We start from the raw sequence: 18,639 nt of genomic DNA, 5'->3' as shown, positions 1-18,639 counted from the left end.
CAACGGAAGGTATCCTGTCAAACCTGACACCCGATGCATATACCGGAACCTTCCAGTGGCTTGCTCAGAACGACTGTAGAGGAACCGAGGGCACTGTACTGCTCAGAGTACTGCCGAACAACGGAAAAGACGGGATAGCGGACAGCAAAGAAATATCTGTCGACTATAACGAACCTCCGGCAGTAACCATTCACCCATTCCAGGATAAGGTATCAGGTGATGTCACCATATCTTACTCGGTTACCGATGCGGAAACCGACCGGGTGAATATCGCCGTATGGTACTCCGCTGACGGCGGAACAACATGGGGCATACCGGATGCGGAAGGGGATTTCGAATACATTGCCGCTGACGGCAGCACCCATGTAATACTATGGCATTCGGAAAACGACCTGCCGGGCATAGACAGCGAGAACATCCGCCTGAAAATGATCGCCGCAGATTTCGACAGCAGCCAGGCCGCTGAAACAGGCCCCTTCCATCTCGATAACGACAAACCACCTTCAGCCGCTTTGTCGGTTGACGCTCCCGATTCAGCGTATGTCGATTTTGTCGATATACGATATACCCTGGCCGATGAGGAGGAAGACAGTCTTTCTGTAACCGTCTCATATTCGACGGACGGCGGAGTCGTGTATCATCCGGCAACCGTTGAAGGAACGCTTGCGGATATAACACCGGAGCATTATGCATCATCGCTCCGGTGGGATACTCTCAAAGATCTGCCAGACTATACCGGTCCGGTCATATTCAGGGCTCTTCCCGCCGATCATGACGACGGAACCGCTGCATATGCAACCATTAAGGTGAATACGTTCGGCCCCTGTTCGGTAACCATAAACAACGCCGATACTCAGGACTCGACGGTAATAATCGATTATATGATCTCGGATTTGAAGAATCACACCATAAACCTGAAAGTTGAATACTCCGTCAATAACGGGACTACCTATCAACCGGCGTCAACCACCGGGCAGGTGAGCACGATTCCGCCATCCGGCTATAACGGTTCTTTCACATGGAACAGCAGCAAAGACCTCGCGGGATTTGACGGCAACGCCCGGCTGAAGGTAACGCCGAACAACGGCAGCGACGGGCAGTACTCCACTCAGGATGTATATGTGGATTATAACCAGCCGCCCGCCATCCGGCTCGTTTCCGCCAACTCGGATACACTCTACTCAGGCACGGTCGTTCTTACGGTAAAGATCAACGATGCCGAAAAGAACTCGGTTCTGGTACGCGCCGAATACTCACTCGACGATGGTGTGACATACAAGCCCGCAACATTGACCGACAGTCTGGGAATCAAGCTCGATTCGGATGCGGTTCTCTCCTGGCGTGCCTTCCGCGATATAGGATTCGTATATAACGCCAGGGCAATGCTCCGTATCACCGCACGGGACAACGATCCGAGCGAACCTCTCGTTACGGGGCCTTTTTCTGTGACGAATCTTGCTGCAGACTATTCTTTTGACCGGGCTATCGACGGGAACGATCTTCCGCTTTTCCTCGATGCATGGAAAAAACAGGACCTTGCAATGGAAATCGGTCCGGCCTCAGGTACAGTCCCTGAAATCACGATACATCCCGATAAAAAAATCGATTTCGAGGATCTCGCCATTTTCGTCATGATGTGGAACTGGTACACCGAACAGAGCAGTCAGCAGAAACCCGCATTCAAACCGGTCACGGAAAATTCAGGCAGCGAAATCAGGCTCTTGCGCCAGGATAACGGAACACTTGCCGTAATCAGCGATAAACCGCCCGACTACATGAACCTGATAGTGAGCGCCGAATGCAGGAAAAATGTCTCCCTGACGGTTACGGGAAGCGGCTACTGGACCGAGGATAACACCGGGATTACCCTGACACGGCCGTTCGACAGGAATCTGTTTGAAATCGCATCCGGTCTCATGAGTGAGAATAAATCAGATAACAGCGGTCCCTATACTCTGGCGACAATAAAAGTGACCGGAGAGCTTTCGGTGAACGACATCATACGAGCCTCATATAAATACAGGGGCACCGGTGAGGGGAACATTGTACAGGGAAGTATCGTTTACACTATCAGTGAAATGACGGTATTACCGGCCGCGTTTACCATGTACCAGAATTCTCCCAATCCGTTCAATCCATCGACAACGATTTCTTTCGAGCTCCCGGATGATTCCCGAACGACCATAACCATCTATACCATTGAGGGGCAGATAGTAACCGTCCTGGTAAATGACCTTCTGAAGGCGGGATTCCATTCGTACATCTGGGATGCGGGGAGAATGCCGAGCGGAGTATACCTGTATACGATTCATACCAACGGATTCTCCGGGACAAAGAAAATGATGCTGCTCAAATAGCATTTCGGAACCGATTATTCCGATCTCTGTCGATTATAATAATACATGAATTATTAATCTGCGTTTCACATGCAATATATGCTCAGCTTGTGTCTCAGCCGGAATACCGGTCATTTTTTTATTTTTTTCCTCTTTTTCATAAAACAGATATATGTATATTATTTATATTCTCTTCCCGCCTATTTGACAGTATACCGTATGAAACGGATCAAAGCCTGACAGGCGGTCATTAATAAAAACACAAGGTGCCAGAATACAACGTTTTCATGATTGCAGCGGAAAGGATTCATACCATGACCGATAATCAGCGATCAGGAATGGAACGCCGCGTCGCGGAGGCAGCGGTTCCCGTTGAACGAAGAAACCATCCTGATCGGCGTACTATTCTCAAGGAATCAGACGAGGCTATTCAGCGGTTACGGAATATCTCCATGTTCAACAACCTGTCTGTGGAACAGTTGGATAAAATGGTTAGAATCTGTTCGAAAAAGAAATACTCGAGCCAGGAACAGATTTACCGCATGGGTGAAGAATCGAAGGATATGTTCATTCTCATGAAGGGGAAAATAAGCATTACATTCAATTCCGGTGTCGAACTGAAAAACATCGTTCCTACCGGCACAGTCGGCGAAATGGGAGTTTTTACCGGCGAACCCCGTTCCGCTTCTGTTCTGGCAGACACCGATTGTATCGTTCTCAATATCAATAAGGCGGAGCTCTTTACCCTGTTCCGGAACGATATGGAACTGTGCGTAAAAATACTGCTGAATATCATCAGGAATCTATCGGAAAAAGTCCGTACCGACAATAAAGTCATCGAAGAATTGATGTACCGGGTCCGGTCGCTCGAAATACTTTAAAAACAAGTTTGTGGTTTATGGTTCGTGGCTTGTGGTTTGATATTTTTCCTCTGATAAATTCGAAATGGTAAAACTATGAACTAAAAGCATAACACCATGCGGGCTGAAATAATATAAAACAGATCAAACCGTACCATTGATTGAAAGGAATAAATCATGCACACTAACAGAAGATCGGGTGCAGACCGTCGCAAGGAACAGCTCCTGGTGCATGTTGAGAAACGAAACGGTACTGAAAGACGTACCATTCCAAATGATCCGGACCTGACAATCGGAAGACTGCGGATGATCTCCTTTTTCGAGGGACTGTCAAACGAACAATACAAAAGGCTGCTCAGTATATGCACGAAAAAAAACTATGAGCCGAATGAGTACATCTTTCACCTTCATGACGAATCAACAATAATGTTCATCATCATCAAGGGGAAATTGACCATACAATTCAGCGACGGGAGTCAAAACACCAATCTCTCCCCTGCGGGTCTCATCGGCGGAGTAGGAATCTTCACCGGAATCAGACGGTCGGCATCTCTCATGGCCGGTACCTACTGTACAGTTCTGAGCTTTAACAAGGAAGAGCTTTTCCGTATTTTTGACGCTGACACCACTATGCTGATCAGAATTCAGAATAACATAATCCGGGACATTTCGGCCAAGCTCGGGGAAGACAATAAGATTATCGATGAAATGAAAAAAATACATACGCTCGAAATTTTGTGATTACACCGGCTTCACACCATACAGTCACACGTACACGGGTGACGCCACATTCTCACGGAAGAAACATGAAAGGAAGCTATATTCTCCTGATAGCGGTACCCGAAAAGACATCTCTCAGGACAGGATGTCTGGGAATTGTGGAATTCAACCCCGGGTATTATGCCTATGTCGGATCCGCACTCAACAGTCTGGAAAAAAGAATCTTACGTCATGTCCGGCGTTCAAAAAAGCTCTTCTGGCACATCGATTATCTGCTCGAGCATGCTGACATACGGGACGTTTATTGCGTAGTCAGCCCCCGTAAACTCGAATGCGATACCGCCCGAAAGCTTTTGCATCATCTCGATCATATGCCTGGTTTCGGCTGCTCGGACTGCTCGTGTCCCAGCCATCTTTTCTTCCATGCCGATCCCGATTTCATACAGGCCATCATCCGAAAAACACTCAAGGAAACGAATCTGCCGGTATACCAGATTTCATGCGCAGCCCGGCATGACTCCCGAGAAGACTGAAAACCACAAACGCACGTTCCGTCCATTACCCGTTTACCAGGTACGCCCCTTGAGGAGTTTCTCGCGCTGATACGGTGTCAGTTCGTCTCCCCGCTCCTTCAGCCACCCGGTAAAATCATTTTCTATATCGTCCGTCCATTTCCGGTCGATCTGTCCCGGAGTATATTTCCCCTCACGGAGACGCTGATGGCCGAACTGATCGCGAAGCCGGATAATTTCGGAGGATTCCACAACTTCCTGGGCAAGGTGAGCCGGGATGAATATAATCCCTTCCTGTTTGCCGAGAACGACATCGCCCGGCATAACCGTGGCGTTGCCGATACGGATGGGGACATTGATTCCCATAAGCATGACATCTTTCAAAAACGACGGGTCCCAGCCGCGGTTAAAAACAGGAAAACCGGGAATATCGAGAACTCCCTCGATATCACGTGCGCCGCCGTCGATCACGACTCCGGTGCCCCCGGATTTCACGTAGATCGAATTTCCGAGGTTGTCGCCCATGAATGTCCCGTCCGTAACCTTGCCGAAGAGGTCGACAACGATGACATCGCCCTTGACGAGGGTATCGATTATCCATGAATTCTGTGCTCCGATACGGCCGTCTTTTTCCCCCGTCTTGTTAATGACATCGTTCACATCCGGCCGCAGCGGCTGGAAGTACGCGGTCACCGCACGTCCGACGAGCACCGGATTTTCCCTGGTCACCACCCAGTTCCGCTCGAACTGGCTGTTGAAATTGTGATTTTTCAGAACCGACCACGCCTCTTCGATCGCAACGTCTTTCATCCGTTCGAGGATATCATCAGGTACCTTGGGACGGCCATCGGGAAAGCGTTCTCCCTGCCAGAGCGGCGTGTATTCAATCAGCTCCGCCTTTGAAAAAACGCCGACCTGAGCGTACAAGATTTCTGCACGTAAACATAGAGAACAGACACATATAAAGCATGCTGCCAGAACAATTATTTTTTCTCTCATACTCCGCTCCTGTCCAGATATTACGAAAGTGAACGGGATTATCATGAGTAAAGGCTTTACGATTTACGAATGACGATTTACGAATTTTGAATGGGTAAAATCATAAATCAAAAATCGTAAAATAAAGGATTATTCCATACCCCGGATATACTGTGCTATTTTTTCTTCCCTTTTTTCGCGACAAAGTCCGCGGTCCAGTACTCTCCCATGTCAATGGTGCCTTTGATAGTATCCCCTTCGATGGTGCCGGTATAGTGGAAACTCACGCCGGTCGCCTCGTGATGGAGATACCCGGTAAAATCGATCGTATTCCCCTGCACTTTCCCTCTCAGATTCCCCTCTGTAAGCTCACCTTTATACACCCCGGTTAGATTTTCGCCGTCCTGCTCGAAAATTGCTGTATGACGAGCCTCGCCGGCAACAAATGTCAGCGTTATCGACCATTCACCTTTCACATTCGGTGTTTTAGCCTGATCCTGTCCGGATATGACACCTGTCAAGCAGAACAGTAAAAAAATGAAACCGGCAACAAAACGAATCTTCATATATTCCTCCCAAATTAGATATCAGAACAGTATTGCTCTTTTGAGTTTACACAGCCTTCGAAAGAATTTCATGGAGACGGAGAGCAATAGGAATCTCGTCGCCGGGTTCGAGCATATACGACATGATTCTCATTCCATCGCCGCCATATCCCATTTCGATGCCGGGTTCGCCATTATAAAGCTGATCGCTCACATCACGGGGCGAAATCTTTACCGCGTTCTGATCCCAGGTAATGGAGAGGGTCGGCGCCACATTCGATCGCCGTGTCGGCTGAAGAACTTCGGTCTTGACCGTCTGTATGGCAGTAACCGTATCGCTGATATGTTTCAGCTTTCTTTCCCATTCGGCCCATTCGGCCTTGTGATCCCGGGCTTTAACCCACATTTCAACAGCCGCGAGCATGCCCATGATTTCCTCTTTACCCACTTTCATGGGACGGCCGAGCGCATGATGGGGGGAGATGTTGAGAAATGCCGCTTTAACCAGGTCTTTCCGCCCAAGGAGCAAACCGGCGCTCTGCGGTCCGCGGAGACACTTGCCGCCGCTATATGTGACCAGGTCCACACCCGCCTGGATATACCTGTTGGGGACATCGGGACGTTCGGCTGCCGCATCGACCATCACGGGGATACCGTGTTTCTTGCCGATAGCAACGATATCCTCGAGCTTCAAGATGCTTGTATCGAGAACCTCGCCCCAGACATCGAGCATGACCGTTTTATCGGTTACTTTCGCTTCCATTTCTTCCGCCGATCCCACCTCTATCATCTTGACTCCCACCATCCAGATCGAGCGGTCATAGACATGACGCTGGTCTTTTGCAACGAGCACTTCGTTTTTCATACCGGTCGTATCGGGGAGCAGCGCCATTTTTTCAGGGTCTCCTCCGGTCACACAGGCGCACGTTGCGGCAAACATCGCACCCGCGGCACCCGACGTAACGCAGCCCCATTCGGCACCGGTCAGCTCGGCAAGCCGTTTTCCCGCGCCTTCCATGAGGTCATCCATCCGGACATAGTGTTTGTTTCCCTCTTCTATCGCCGCTATGACCTCGGGCAGCATGAGAGAACCGCCGCGGTTTGTCAGGGTTCCCATACAGTTGATGACAGGCTTCACCCCTAACGATTCATATGTCGGAACGGAGATGCGCAGCGCTTGTGCAGTGGGTTTCGCCTGGCAGCCTGAAATCCCGGCGAACGCCGCAAGCCCGGTGCCCTTGAAGAATGTTCGACGGCTCAGACGCTCTAAAAATCCATGCCGTACAGCCTTATCAAGTATTCCTTTCATAACGATCAACCCCCATACTCAGAATTATTGCAATAATGCGTTTATATCCGAAAAATATTATTTGGAGCTTGTTTTTGCGGCGATAAACGATGCCATAGCTCGAATATCGTTCTTCTCGAATCCCGAGTTCGGCATCAGGCAGGTCCGGACTCCGGGCCCCTTCGAAAAGTACTCGACATATACATCGTTGAACGGTTTGTAATCGTTGATATTCCGGAGATAGACATTACCGGAAACGATATCCTCGAGCTGCAGCCCCGCCGCGGTGAGAACATCAATATGGTTCTGCGCCATCTGGCGAACCTGTTTTTCGAGATCGACGGTGGTTATCCCTTCCGCGGGAACAAAACCCGAAAGCCCGGAGATATAGAGCGTGTTTCCCGCCCAGACGGCCGGACTTGCAGTCATCGCCCGCTCATCAGGGCCGAATTTCATGCTCGCGGGCCGGACAACCTTGCGGCTTTTCAGGTCGGTCGTAGCGATACAGGTGATTTCGATATGCGAATCGCCGGGAATCCAGTCCACGAAGACCGTGGCGCGAGCCGGCTCGCTGCCGAATTCAAAAAATTCGCTGTAGACCTTGTTCACGATGCCGTAGTTATCGTAATTGTCGATATACACGTTGCTGAACACAACATTGCGAAAATCGAGGCCGGCCTGCTTGAGAACGGTTTCAATATTCCGCATCGCCTGACGAACCTGCTCCTCGAATGTCGCGGGATGGCCGCCTTCAGGGAGCTGATCGCCCTTCCCCGATATATAGAGGGTGTTTCCGGCAAGAATTCCCGGGCTGAACGGGAAACCGGCAGGAGGAGTGCCGATGGCCTTGACCTCAGAAAGATCGGTATAGGCGATACAGGTGATCTCGATACGGGAATCGCCGGGAACGTTCGGCACACCGAGCGTTGTCCGGGCAGGTGGCCGGTTCGGGAAAAACTCGCCGTACACCTCGTTGAACGTGGCGTAATTCTCCGGGTCCTCGAGATAACAATACGCCGTAACCACATTCTTCAGATCGAGACCGCCCACCGCAAGGGATTTTTCAACTTCGGCAAGGCAGTTCCGCACTTTATTCGGGAAATCCTCATTGGGACGATAATCACCCTTGCCTGAAATGTACACGGTTTTCCCTACCATGACACCCGGGGCAAAAAGCCCGGTCGGCCGTGCACCGTCGCTCGTAAGAAATTTTTTGACGGGAAGCTGGGCTTCCGAAATCGTAGACATCATTATACCTGCCAAGATATAAACAATACTATTCCATATGGTTTTTCTCATAACAAATCCCCTTTTTTACACACTGCACAACCCGACAGAATTAACTTCCGATGTCAGCTTATTCTCAGAGCGGTACGGCATTTTTTTCAATGTATTTATCAACCGCCGATTTTCCTTCCGGGCTTCTCAGATCAATATAGTAAAACCCTTCCGCATACTCAACACCGTACTGTTTACCGAGTTTCCTGTCATCATCAAGCATAAAATGACGAACGTATTCACGGTCTGCGGTCGCATCATCATTCCCGAAAACGGGAAGGCGTTTGCCCTGTTTCGCCAGCTGCGCTCTGAGCAGAGAACCGCTGTTTCCACCGCCCTGGGACCGGCATTCCACGAGAGAGGCGATTTTTTTCTCGATGTGAGCGCTGATATCGACCACCCGGTTGTGCGGCTGTCCCGGCCTGCCGACAAAGTAATAGCGTTCACTCACCAGATGGGGCTGAAGTCCCGCTTCCATGTGCTCGGGATAATCGTTCCCCATTGCGGACATCCAGCTTGCTTCCTCGGCCACACGACCGGTCACCCAGTGATCGGGATTCTCTTCGCCGTGGCCCCAGGGATTGAATGTGATAATGGTATCAACCTTGAGGAAACGGAACAGAAACACAAGCCGCGACCGGAATTCCTGGGTCGAAATGTTGTTCATGCGGTGGTTACGGTAATACATGTCGTACACATCGGTAATACCGAGCCCCTTGGCCATCTTGAAGTGTTCTTCCTCATTGCTCTTGATATTCCGGGCGGTCGTTCCCCCTCCGCATTTCTCGTCATTGGATGTTCTGATAATGTAGCCAGTGTATCCCTCACTTATCAGCTTCGCCACCGTGCCGGAGCAATAATACGGGATATCGTCGAGATGAGCATGGAGAGCGGCGAATACTTTGCCCTTGTGCGGCTGTCCCGGCGTATCCTTTTCGACAATTATTTCACCGATATCCGATCGGGAAGCTTCGGCAATCCCAGGCTGGAAAGCACTGAAACCGGCTCCCGCCAGAGCCCCGCCGAGCAGCGTTTTCCTGAAATGACCATGATCTGACATGTTTTATTATCTCCTCACAACCGTTGTGTCATTGTGAATGTTCCAAGAAAAACAGCGACTATCGCAGCGGAACCGCATTCTGTTTGATATAGTCATCAAGCCTGGACGCATATCCCTGCCCCGGCCCGATATAGTGGAACGCTTCGGCATATTCGACACCATACTTTTTACCGAGCGCCTTCTCATCATCAAGGAGAAATTCCTTCACATACTGGAAATTGGCAGTACGGTCATCACTCCCGAATATCGGAAGGCGTTTTTTTTCGCCCGCAAGCCGTTCGCGGAGACGGCTTCCGCTGCTCCCGGCTGGGCCCTGTGCTTTGTTTGCGAGATTGGATTCGATTTTTTTATCGATAATCGAACTGATGTCGACGATACGGTTGACGAGCTGCGGTCCGCGGGCATGATAGTATTTTTCCCGCACTCCATGGGGCTCGATGCCAGCCTTGAAATGCTCGGGATAGTCCTTGCCTCCTCCCGCCATCCAGCATGCGGCCTCGGTAGCCTGAGCCGTGATGTAATGGTCGGGATTTTCCTCATAGTGTCCCCATGGATCGTAACCGATGACCGTATCGACCTTCAGTACCCTGAAAAGGAAGATAAGGCGGGCTTTCAGCTCGATAATGTCGATATCTTCCATACGGTGGTTACGGTAATCGAGATTGAAGACCTTACTGAGCCCCAGAGCCTTCGCCACCTCGTTATTATCGTCCTCATTCGCCACGACCGTATCGCCGACTGTTCCCGGCCCGGCATGATCGTCATTCGTTGTCCGTATAAGGTATCCCGTATACCCTTCCCTGATGAGCTTTGCAACCGTGCCGCCGGCGAAAATCGGTATATCGTCCGCATGAGGCTGAATAGCAGCCAGTACTTTACCTTTGTGGGGCTGTCCCGGAACATCCCGCTCGATGAAAAGATCGTCGGTCGGCATGATGGCAATCGACTGAGAGGCACCGGCGGGCGAGGCTCCATTGATACCGATACTCCCGCTTATGAGCGCACTTCCCGCAAGGGTTTTGCCAATAAACTTTCTTCGTTCCATTATTCCTCCTCTTTATTGTATTGAATAATCAAAACCTTCAAAGTTAATTGGAAACACCGCTCGTAACGAATATCAAGGTAAAAATATTTGTATATTTTATCAAGGGAATTTGCATGTATACACATGATGATGCTTATAATACAGTAATTATAGTTTCCGGTTATCCAGCTTGATAAACATAGAAAACCTTTTTAAATCAGAATCCATTATTTTTTCCCGATAGTATGTGATCCCCCCGGTATCTTCTAAAGTGGGAAGCGGTTTTGGGGGCGCTTTCATCACCCTTTCTTTTATAAGGGAGACACGGTGAAACCGAGAGGGATCAATCATGTATGCTGACTTAACCAGATAACCGGATTATATTTTATCACAACATGTTTACGTCTTATTGGTTTTTTATTATTGATTTACCTTATATCTGTTCGTATAATCGTTTATGTGATGCTTTAATACTGAAATGAGGTCTGAAATTATATAAATGAACAGAATCTCAATCCATCATGCGATATCAGTGTTGTTGTCGACATGATCACCCATACACTTCAGTAAGGAGCACGAACGATGAAACATCTGAGAACTGTCTTTTTGATGGTAATTTGTCTCTACGCTTTTCCCTGTGCATATGCCCAGCAGGAATACCGTTATGATATGGTATTGAAAGGCGGACATGTCATCGATCCGGCCAACGGCGTCAACGCGGTAATGGATGTGGCGATCAAGGACAGCACCATAGCATTTGTCGGCGCCAATATTCCCGCGACAGACGCCGCAAAAACACTCGATGTTTCAGGATATTATGTTACACCGGGACTGATCGATATCCATACTCATCTGTTTTATACGTTCTTCACGGGGGCCGCACGTTCGATAATCGCGGACGATTTCAGTTTTTCGTCCGGTGTGACGACCATGGTGGATGCAGGTACATCCGGAGCCGACAGCTTTGAAAAATTCAAAAGCGATGTCGTTGACCGTATGCAGACACGGGTACTGGCGTTTATCAATATCGCCTCCCCCGGCATGAATGAAGCGGAACAGGACCCGATGCTTTTCGATGTTCAGAAGGCTGTAGCAACCGCCCGAAAATACCCCGATATTATCGTTGGATTCAAAACAGCCCATTACTGGACAAACCAGGATTATGACGAACTCCATACACCGTGGGCATCGGTGGACAGCCTCATCAAGGCGGGCACGCTTGCCAATCTCCCGGTGATGATCGACTTCTTCCCCCGTCAGCCGCAGGGTACTTACCCCGAGCGCTCATACCGTGAGCTGATTCTCAAGAAAATGCGCCCCGGCGATATCCACACTCACTGCTATGCCCGTCATTTCCCCGTAATTCGGGAGGACGGAACTGTCAATCCGGATATTCTGGAAGCACAGAAACAGGGACGTATTTTCGATGTCGGGCATGGCGCGGGCAGTTTTGTTTTCAGAAACGCGGTTCCCGCGATCAGGCAGGGATATCTTCCTAACTCGATCAGTACCGACCTTCATGGGGCAAACACCAACGGACCTGTAGTGAACATGCTCAATGTCGTGTCGAAATTCCTCTCAATGGGTGTCCCGCTCGAAACTGTCATACGGATGTCAACGGTGAATCCCGCGAAAGAGGTCAAACACCCCGAACTGGGGACGCTCAGTGTTGGGTCCATGGCCGATATTGCCGTACTCAAGTTGTATGAGGGAGAGTTCGGATACGCGGACACAAGCGCCGGTAAAATTACGGGGAATAAAAAGCTTCTGTGTTTCATGACATTCTTTAAAGGCAAAATAGTATTCGATCCCGCAGGATACAGCAAGCCATTCTGGAAAGACATTCCAAAGGAGTCGGATTACTGGGTCAATCCTTCGGGACAGCTCTGGTAAAATTCCCTCTTTTCAATGATTATTCGGAAAACCGTATATATCTTACTTATAAACAGGGGTATGCAGAATGTGCATACCCCTGTTCCTTATCGGATTTCGCATGTTTAACCATTACAACACACTGCATTTATCCGGGAAACACCGAAGTTCATATCTATTCTAATAATTTCGAGAGCTGGATTTTTTATTTTTTTCTGCTTAAAACATCATTCAGGACTTCCTTCAATTCATTGAACTGAAACGGCTTGGAAATGATACCCATAAAACCATGCCGTCTGAAATTTGAAAAAACAGGATCATTGGAATACCCGCTCGACATAATAACACGGGCGTTCGGATCATTTTTAAGGAGTAACTTCGTCGCTTCAAGTCCGCCCATTGCCCCAGGCACCGTAAGATCCATAATTACAGCATCAAACGGTTTTCCACCATCGCATGCTTTTTTATATAATTCAATCGCCTCCGCCCCGTCACATGCAAATTCCACTTCATTGCCGAGATAATTCAACATTCTGATCATAACGTCCCGGACGTTTTCCTGGTCGTCCATTACGAGAATTTTTCCCGATATCGGTACATGCCAGTCAATTTCACTTTCATCGGTGTCAACTTTCCTGATTGACTTCGATGCGGGAAGATAAATCTCAAAAACCGTACCTTTTCCCATTTCAGACTCGACTGCAATATACCCGTCATGACGTTTGATAATCGAATAGCTGGTAGTGAGACCGAGACCGCTTCCCTGCTGTTTGGTGGTGAAATACGGGTCAAAAATTTTATTGATATATTCTTCCGGAATACCGATGCCATGGTCTCCGATGATAATCTTCACATAATTTCCCCCGGGAAGGGGTATTGCATCTTTATTATCCAAAACAATATTATCAGCTTTTACCTCTATTGTTCCGCCCATCGGCATTGCCTGTATAGCATTGATAATCATGTTGTTAATTACCTGATAAATCTGACTTTTATCAATTTCTGCCCACCACAGGTCATCAGGGATCAGGCAATCGCATCTGACATTGGACCCCCGCACGGAGAATCCGGCAGACTCTTTTAACAGCTCCGAAATCTGTTCAGGCTGTTTGAATGGCGCCCCTCCTTTTGAGAAGGTAAGCAGTTGTTTGGTTAAATCTTTGGCACGGAGACTCGCTTTTTCAGCGTCCGTCAGCATTTCATATCCCTGGCTTTTTGTATTCAGATTCATTTTTGCCAGCGAAATGTTTCCCAAAATCGAGGCAAGAATATTATTAAAATCATGGGCTATACCTCCGGAAAGAATACCGAGCGATTCAAGTTTGCTCGCTTTACTATGCTCTTCTTCCAGCCGTTTGCGCTCGGTTATATCTCGTGTCAGGGCAAGATATACCTTTTGTTTGTCAAGCTCCATGAATCCCAGATTGACTTCAATGGGAAATGTGCTTCCGTCTTTACGTTTATGTCTTCCCGTAAATGTCACATATCGGGACGAAGAAAGCTTTGTCCAGAATCGTTTATGTTCACGGGATATAAATTCCACATCCACATCTTCAATGGACATGGAAAGCAGTTCTTGCCGAGTATATCCCAGACTCTCGCAAACCCGCTGATTCACATCGAGAATTTTACCGTTCCTGTCATGAATAAATATCGATTCCCCTGCCTGTTCAACGACACTGCGGAAACGATTCTCGCTTTCACGGAGCGTTTCCTCCGCTCTCTTGCGCTCTGTAATATCGGTTACCGTCACGAGAGCTCTTTTAAATTTCTGGGTTTCATCCGAAAAAGTAATCCGATGGAGGATATTAATCATACGTCCGTCAATAGTCTTATTAACAGACTCGCATACATAATGTGACTGCCCCATCATGAAAGCAATCAGCGCATTCTTATAAATCTCAAGTGCCTGAGGAATAAGGTTCTTACCGATTTTTTTGACGATATCTTCTTTTGACCGGGCACCATACAGTTTTACGGTCTCATGATTGACATCGACCAGTTTTAATAAGGATATTATTTTCAGAAAGACGTCCGGATTTTCAGACAAATAGCTGTAATAGTCCGTGATGTGCGAGGATTTTATACTGTCCATGTATTTGCATGCATCGGAAATGTCGTATTCCCATATTGAAATGGGTGCTTTATCGAATATTGTTTTATAACGCTCCTCGCTTTCCCTGAGCGCTTCTTCCGTCTGAATGTTTTTCTCCACCTTCCGTTGGAGTTGCTTATTAATTTTCTTTAACTCCATGGTTCGTTTTTCGATAATTTTCTCAAGATGAACAGTTACAGTACGCAACGAATCTTCAGCTTTTTTCGTCTGTAACATTCTGTTAATTTTAGCAATATATTCGATATCACAGACCGGAGAGGCAATAATGTCATCGACGCCGGCTTCGAATCCTCCGGCTCTGTATTCGGATGATACCTTTGATGATGTTAACAGAATGATCGGTATTCCAGATGTTTTCTTGTTGTGCCTGACTTTATGACATATTCCGAACACGTCTTTTTCAGAAGAATCAACCTCAATAAGTATCAAATCAGGAAGATATGTACAAACTGCATCAAATCCACCATTTACATTCTCCACACTCCGTATGATACAACCGGGAAAATGTTCTTCTGTAAGTTTCCGAAATCTGTCAGGGGTTTCCGATTGTTGTCCGATAAAGAGTACCGTATCCGCGGGATGATTTGGTTGCGGGCTATACGGAATATTCATTTCCTCGCTCCCTTGAATTGTTTCAATATGAAAATCCGCATAAATCACGATACACAGTATTCACATTATTCGAGTCCGAACAGAAAAAGCCATAAGGCTCACAAATCGATTCTCCCAAAAATATGGAGGTATGAAACTCAGCGCATGCTATAAAGTAATACAAGAAAATTGTTTTTCAATAAAATTGTTTATAATAATCCCGGAAGAAAACAATAGTCTGATATTCATAATACTATAAATTTATGAAAAAACGTACCATATAGAGTATATCCGCAAATACCTTCACCCCTGATCTTTTTCGGATAATACATTTCTTAAAAAATCTGTAAAGTATACAGTAACCATGGTATAATTTTCTTTAAAAGTCCGGATAAATTATGTATACTTAAAACAGTAAAAAATCCCGGTTTTGCATTCATCCGACAAGTCATAAAAAAAGAGGAATAAACGATGCACCTGAAAAGCGTCACACTCCTTCCGGAAATGTATCCGACACACGAGCGGTACCCATTTAACCAGAAAATTTTTAACTCGACCCGGTGTATCGATTTTACAACGGCGGTTACTTTTTTCGTCGGAGAGAATGGTACAGGAAAATCGACGCTGCTTGAAGCGATAGCCCGTAAATGCGGAATTCATATCTGGGGTGAAATAGAAAGAACGAGATTCGAAAACAATCCTTTCGAAGAAGATCTTTACAAAGCCCTTGCCATCGAATGGAATGATGGTGGTGTGCCGGGTTCATTTTTCTCTTCGCAGTTTTTTCGCAATTTTGCCAGAATGCTCGATGAATGGGCAGCGGCAGACCCGGATATGTTTTCATATTTCGGCGGCAAATCGCTCGTAACCCAGTCGCACGGTCAATCACTCATGTCATATTTCAAGTCCCGCTACTGTATCAAAGGGCTGTATTTTCTGGACGAGCCGGAAACAGCACTCTCACCAACAAGCCAGCTGGAACTTCTGACGATACTCAAGGATATGGGCCGAGCCGGCCATGCCCAGTTCATAATCGCGTCACATTCACCGATTCTTCTTGCATGCCCGGATGCCGTCATTTACAGTTTCGACAAATCTCCGGTCCGGGAAATCGAATATGAGGATACGGAACACTACCGGATATATAAAAACTTTCTTGAAAACAGGGACCGGTATCTGTAATCAGGCAACCGTATTAACTCATGAGCTCATCAGCAGAACGGCGCAGTCACAAAAATAATGCCGTTCCCGCACCGTTCTTCTGAAAAATATGGTTTGATAATATCTGATAAAAGCCTTGATTCGGATTATATTATCAAATATCTTTTCCAGATGACGGGTCAGTACATTTACCGCCCGGATTATTGATAATTATCACTCCGGATAATGTTTCATAATAAGAATCCCCAGAAAAACAACAGGTATCATACGGAACCATAACCTGTTTCAGAACCGGAAGAAGACCATATGTACAGAAACAATACAGTATCCGCTGTCGTTCCGGTGTATAATGGCGAAAATCTTATCGACCAGACAATTCAGGGCATTCCTGACTATATCGACTTTATTATCATCGTTGATGATTGCAGTTCGGACAAAACCGCTGAAAAAGTGAAAGAATCGATATCTGGAAATCATCGTATCATATATATAAGGCACGAAACAACTCTCGGCATCGGAGCCGCCATCCGTACAGGGTACATCTGGTGCCGTGACCATAATGCGGATATTGCAGTTGTCATGAACGGTGATTTCTCGATGAACCCGGAAGATATTCCGAACCTGCTGGACCCCATTGTCGACAACCATGCGGATTATACCAAGGGGAACCGTCTCATCACAGGGGAAGCATGGCAAAAACTTCCCCACATCAGATATTTTGGGGATTCGGTTCTCACTCTCATGACAAAAATTGTCAGCGGTTACTGGCATGTCACCGACTCCCAGTCCGGCTATACCGCAATGAGCAAAAAAGTCCTTCATCTCATACCGATCGAGAATATACATCACGGGTACGGCTATCAGAATGATATTCTTGTAAGGTTAAATATCTACAATTTCCGGGTTATGGATATTTCAATAAATCCCGAATATAGAGCTTTGGAAAATCGCGGTACACGATTTCATGCAATACTATTTCCGGTTTCTCTGCTCCTGCTACGGTTATTTTTCCGCAGGATGTTTCAGAAATATGTGGTCCGTGATTTTCATCCCCTCATATTTTTTTACGCTATGGGGATACTCATCTTGCTCGTTGATATTCCTATCATCATACGTCTGTTTCTTCAGTGGAGAATCACGGGATTCATTCCGACCATCAATACACTGGCAATTTTATTTTGCACATTTACAAGCCTCCAGTTTATACTGTTTGCAATGCTGTTCGACATGGAAGCAAACAAAGAACTGAAAGGAAACGATAATCACACGCATTCTTGTTGACATAACTCATCCCGCTCATGTCCACTTTTTTAAACATTCGCTCTGGATATGGCTTGAAAAGGGCCATGACGTTATTGTCACCAGCCGTGATAAGGATTTGACTGTTTACCTGCTCGACTGCTATGGTTTTAAACACATCAATCTCGGACATCACGGCACCACACCATTTGAACTGGCTCAGGAACTGCTTGTGCGGTGTACGAAGCTTCATGGTATCGTACGTAGAGAGCGCCCCGATATTCTGACTGCAATAGCGGGAACCTTCATCGCCCCGGTCGGCAGACTCACCGGAACACCGTCAGTAACATTCTACGATACGGAACACGCGACCATCTCCAATTCGATCGCGTACCCGCTTTCCCGTCACCTCGTTCTGCCGTCATGCTACCGTCGGGTCATTAAACGCCCCCATCTGACGTACAATGGATATCACGAACTGGCATACCTTCATCCGGCATATTTCAAACCCGATCCCTCGGTGCTCAATCTCCTCGGACTCACGGAAAGCGATCCATTTATCATCATGCGGTTTGTCTCGATGAAATCGGGTCATGACATCGGATATTCGGGATTATCGGCTGCCATGAAACGGAAAGCCGTTCAAGCGTTTTCTCCGCATGGGCGTGTCTTCATCACATCCGAAAAAGAACTGCCGGATGATCTGGAGCCATACAGAATGCAGATTCCCCCGGAAAAAATACACGATGCACTGTATTATGCTTCCCTGCTGTACGGCGAAAGCGCCACAATGGCATCGGAGGCTGCCGTTCTGGGGACTCCGGCGGTCTACATCGACAGAGTCGGGAGGGGATATACCGACGAACAGGAACGGGTATACGGTGCTGTTTTCAACTTTTCAGATTCCGCGGAAGACCAGGAACGATCGATCCAAAAAGGCATCGAGCTCCTCACGACTCCCCGGGTAAAAGAATTATGGCGTGAGAAAAGAGACAGAATCCTGAGCGAAAAGATCGATGTGACCCGCTACATTACGGATTTAATCGAAAATCTCGGAGG

15 protein-coding genes are annotated in these 18,639 nt (G+C 47.5%); 8 read left to right on the top strand and 7 right to left on the bottom strand.

The window, feature by feature from the left end; translation table 11 throughout:
- From LLG96_08170 to LLG96_08155, 4 genes are all read left to right on the top strand, one after another.
- Positions 1 to 2,357, top strand: a 2,357-nt coding sequence (locus LLG96_08170; protein ID MCE5250182.1) for a T9SS type A sorting domain-containing protein, incomplete at its 5' end; no start/stop codon positions are given.
- Between the two features lie 293 nt (positions 2,358 to 2,650).
- Entirely contained in the window at positions 2,651 to 3,217 is a 567-nt protein-coding gene (locus LLG96_08165) for a cyclic nucleotide-binding domain-containing protein (GenBank protein ID MCE5250181.1), read from the top strand.
- Between the two features lie 156 nt (positions 3,218 to 3,373).
- Entirely contained in the window at positions 3,374 to 3,937 is a 564-nt protein-coding gene (locus LLG96_08160; protein ID MCE5250180.1) for a cyclic nucleotide-binding domain-containing protein, read from the top strand.
- A gap of 65 nt (positions 3,938 to 4,002) precedes the next feature.
- Positions 4,003 to 4,449 (top strand): GIY-YIG nuclease family protein, encoded by a 447-nt coding sequence (locus tag LLG96_08155; protein ID MCE5250179.1) that lies wholly within the window; start codon positions 4,003 to 4,005, stop codon positions 4,447 to 4,449.
- A gap of 33 nt (positions 4,450 to 4,482) precedes the next feature.
- On the opposite strand, the gene LLG96_08150 is transcribed toward LLG96_08155, so the two are convergent.
- The 6 genes from LLG96_08150 to LLG96_08125 form a co-directional block, all read right to left on the bottom strand.
- On the bottom strand, positions 4,483 to 5,427 hold the full coding sequence (locus LLG96_08150) for an RraA family protein (GenBank protein ID MCE5250178.1): 945 nt from the start codon (positions 5,425 to 5,427) through the stop codon (positions 4,483 to 4,485).
- Between the two features lie 155 nt (positions 5,428 to 5,582).
- Positions 5,583 to 5,972 (bottom strand): hypothetical protein, encoded by a 390-nt coding sequence (locus tag LLG96_08145; GenBank protein MCE5250177.1) that lies wholly within the window; start codon positions 5,970 to 5,972, stop codon positions 5,583 to 5,585.
- A 46-nt stretch (positions 5,973 to 6,018) separates the two neighbouring features.
- The gene (locus LLG96_08140) at positions 6,019 to 7,260 is read right to left on the bottom strand and encodes an aminotransferase class V-fold PLP-dependent enzyme (protein MCE5250176.1); all 1,242 of its coding nucleotides are present in this window, start codon (positions 7,258 to 7,260) and stop codon (positions 6,019 to 6,021) included.
- Positions 7,261 to 7,317: 57 nt separating this feature from the next.
- Positions 7,318 to 8,490, bottom strand: coding sequence for a RidA family protein (locus LLG96_08135; GenBank protein MCE5250175.1), 1,173 nt, complete (start codon positions 8,488 to 8,490; stop codon positions 7,318 to 7,320).
- A gap of 112 nt (positions 8,491 to 8,602) precedes the next feature.
- A complete protein-coding gene (locus tag LLG96_08130; GenBank protein MCE5250174.1) occupies positions 8,603 to 9,577 on the bottom strand; it encodes a PIG-L family deacetylase in 975 nt (324 codons plus the stop codon).
- 58 nt (positions 9,578 to 9,635) lie between these two features.
- Positions 9,636 to 10,622, bottom strand: coding sequence for a PIG-L family deacetylase (locus LLG96_08125; GenBank protein ID MCE5250173.1), 987 nt, complete (start codon positions 10,620 to 10,622; stop codon positions 9,636 to 9,638).
- A gap of 561 nt (positions 10,623 to 11,183) precedes the next feature.
- Here LLG96_08125 and LLG96_08120 point away from each other — a divergent pair.
- A complete protein-coding gene (locus LLG96_08120) occupies positions 11,184 to 12,494 on the top strand; it encodes an amidohydrolase/deacetylase family metallohydrolase (protein ID MCE5250172.1) in 1,311 nt (436 codons plus the stop codon).
- A gap of 184 nt (positions 12,495 to 12,678) precedes the next feature.
- On the opposite strand, the gene LLG96_08115 is transcribed toward LLG96_08120, so the two are convergent.
- Positions 12,679 to 14,688 (bottom strand): PAS domain S-box protein, encoded by a 2,010-nt coding sequence (locus tag LLG96_08115; GenBank protein MCE5250171.1) that lies wholly within the window; start codon positions 14,686 to 14,688, stop codon positions 12,679 to 12,681.
- Between the two features lie 963 nt (positions 14,689 to 15,651).
- On the opposite strand from LLG96_08115, the gene LLG96_08110 reads away from it, so the two are divergent.
- The 3 genes from LLG96_08110 to LLG96_08100 all read left to right on the top strand — a co-directional run.
- Positions 15,652 to 16,362 carry an AAA family ATPase gene (locus LLG96_08110; GenBank protein MCE5250170.1) on the top strand — a complete coding sequence of 237 codons (711 nt, stop codon included), beginning with the start codon at positions 15,652 to 15,654 and terminating at the stop codon, positions 16,360 to 16,362.
- A gap of 285 nt (positions 16,363 to 16,647) precedes the next feature.
- The gene (locus LLG96_08105; protein MCE5250169.1) at positions 16,648 to 17,622 is read left to right on the top strand and encodes a glycosyltransferase family 2 protein; all 975 of its coding nucleotides are present in this window, start codon (positions 16,648 to 16,650) and stop codon (positions 17,620 to 17,622) included.
- The coding region (locus LLG96_08100; GenBank protein MCE5250168.1) for a DUF354 domain-containing protein at positions 17,612 to 18,639 on the top strand (1,028 nt) is incomplete at its 3' end. The genes LLG96_08105 and LLG96_08100, both read left to right, overlap by 11 nt.

Source organism: bacterium (assembly GCA_021372535.1).
Taxonomy (GTDB): domain Bacteria; phylum Latescibacterota; class Latescibacteria; order Latescibacterales; family Latescibacteraceae; genus JAFGMP01.
Note: the sequence above shows the minus strand (reverse complement) of the source record. Positions and strands in the feature narration are given on the sequence as shown.

Excerpts from the sequence above, each read along its gene's own strand:
- LLG96_08135 (MCE5250175.1), bottom strand. The coding sequence starts at position 8,490 with ATGATGTCTACGATTTCGGAAGCCCAGCTTCCCGTCAAAAAATTTCTT.
- LLG96_08150 (MCE5250178.1), bottom strand. The coding sequence starts at position 5,427 with ATGAGAGAAAAAATAATTGTTCTGGCAGCATGCTTTATATGTGTCTGT.
- LLG96_08130 (MCE5250174.1), bottom strand. The coding sequence starts at position 9,577 with ATGTCAGATCATGGTCATTTCAGGAAAACGCTGCTCGGCGGGGCTCTG.
- LLG96_08110 (MCE5250170.1), top strand. The coding sequence starts at position 15,652 with ATGCACCTGAAAAGCGTCACACTCCTTCCGGAAATGTATCCGACACAC.
- LLG96_08160 (MCE5250180.1), top strand. The coding sequence starts at position 3,374 with ATGCACACTAACAGAAGATCGGGTGCAGACCGTCGCAAGGAACAGCTC.
- LLG96_08105 (MCE5250169.1), top strand. The coding sequence starts at position 16,648 with ATGTACAGAAACAATACAGTATCCGCTGTCGTTCCGGTGTATAATGGC.
- LLG96_08140 (MCE5250176.1), bottom strand. The coding sequence starts at position 7,260 with ATGAAAGGAATACTTGATAAGGCTGTACGGCATGGATTTTTAGAGCGT.
- LLG96_08165 (MCE5250181.1), top strand. The coding sequence starts at position 2,651 with ATGACCGATAATCAGCGATCAGGAATGGAACGCCGCGTCGCGGAGGCA.
- LLG96_08145 (MCE5250177.1), bottom strand. The coding sequence starts at position 5,972 with ATGAAGATTCGTTTTGTTGCCGGTTTCATTTTTTTACTGTTCTGCTTG.
- LLG96_08120 (MCE5250172.1), top strand. The coding sequence starts at position 11,184 with ATGAAACATCTGAGAACTGTCTTTTTGATGGTAATTTGTCTCTACGCT.
- LLG96_08155 (MCE5250179.1), top strand. The coding sequence starts at position 4,003 with ATGAAAGGAAGCTATATTCTCCTGATAGCGGTACCCGAAAAGACATCT.
- LLG96_08125 (MCE5250173.1), bottom strand. The coding sequence starts at position 10,622 with ATGGAACGAAGAAAGTTTATTGGCAAAACCCTTGCGGGAAGTGCGCTC.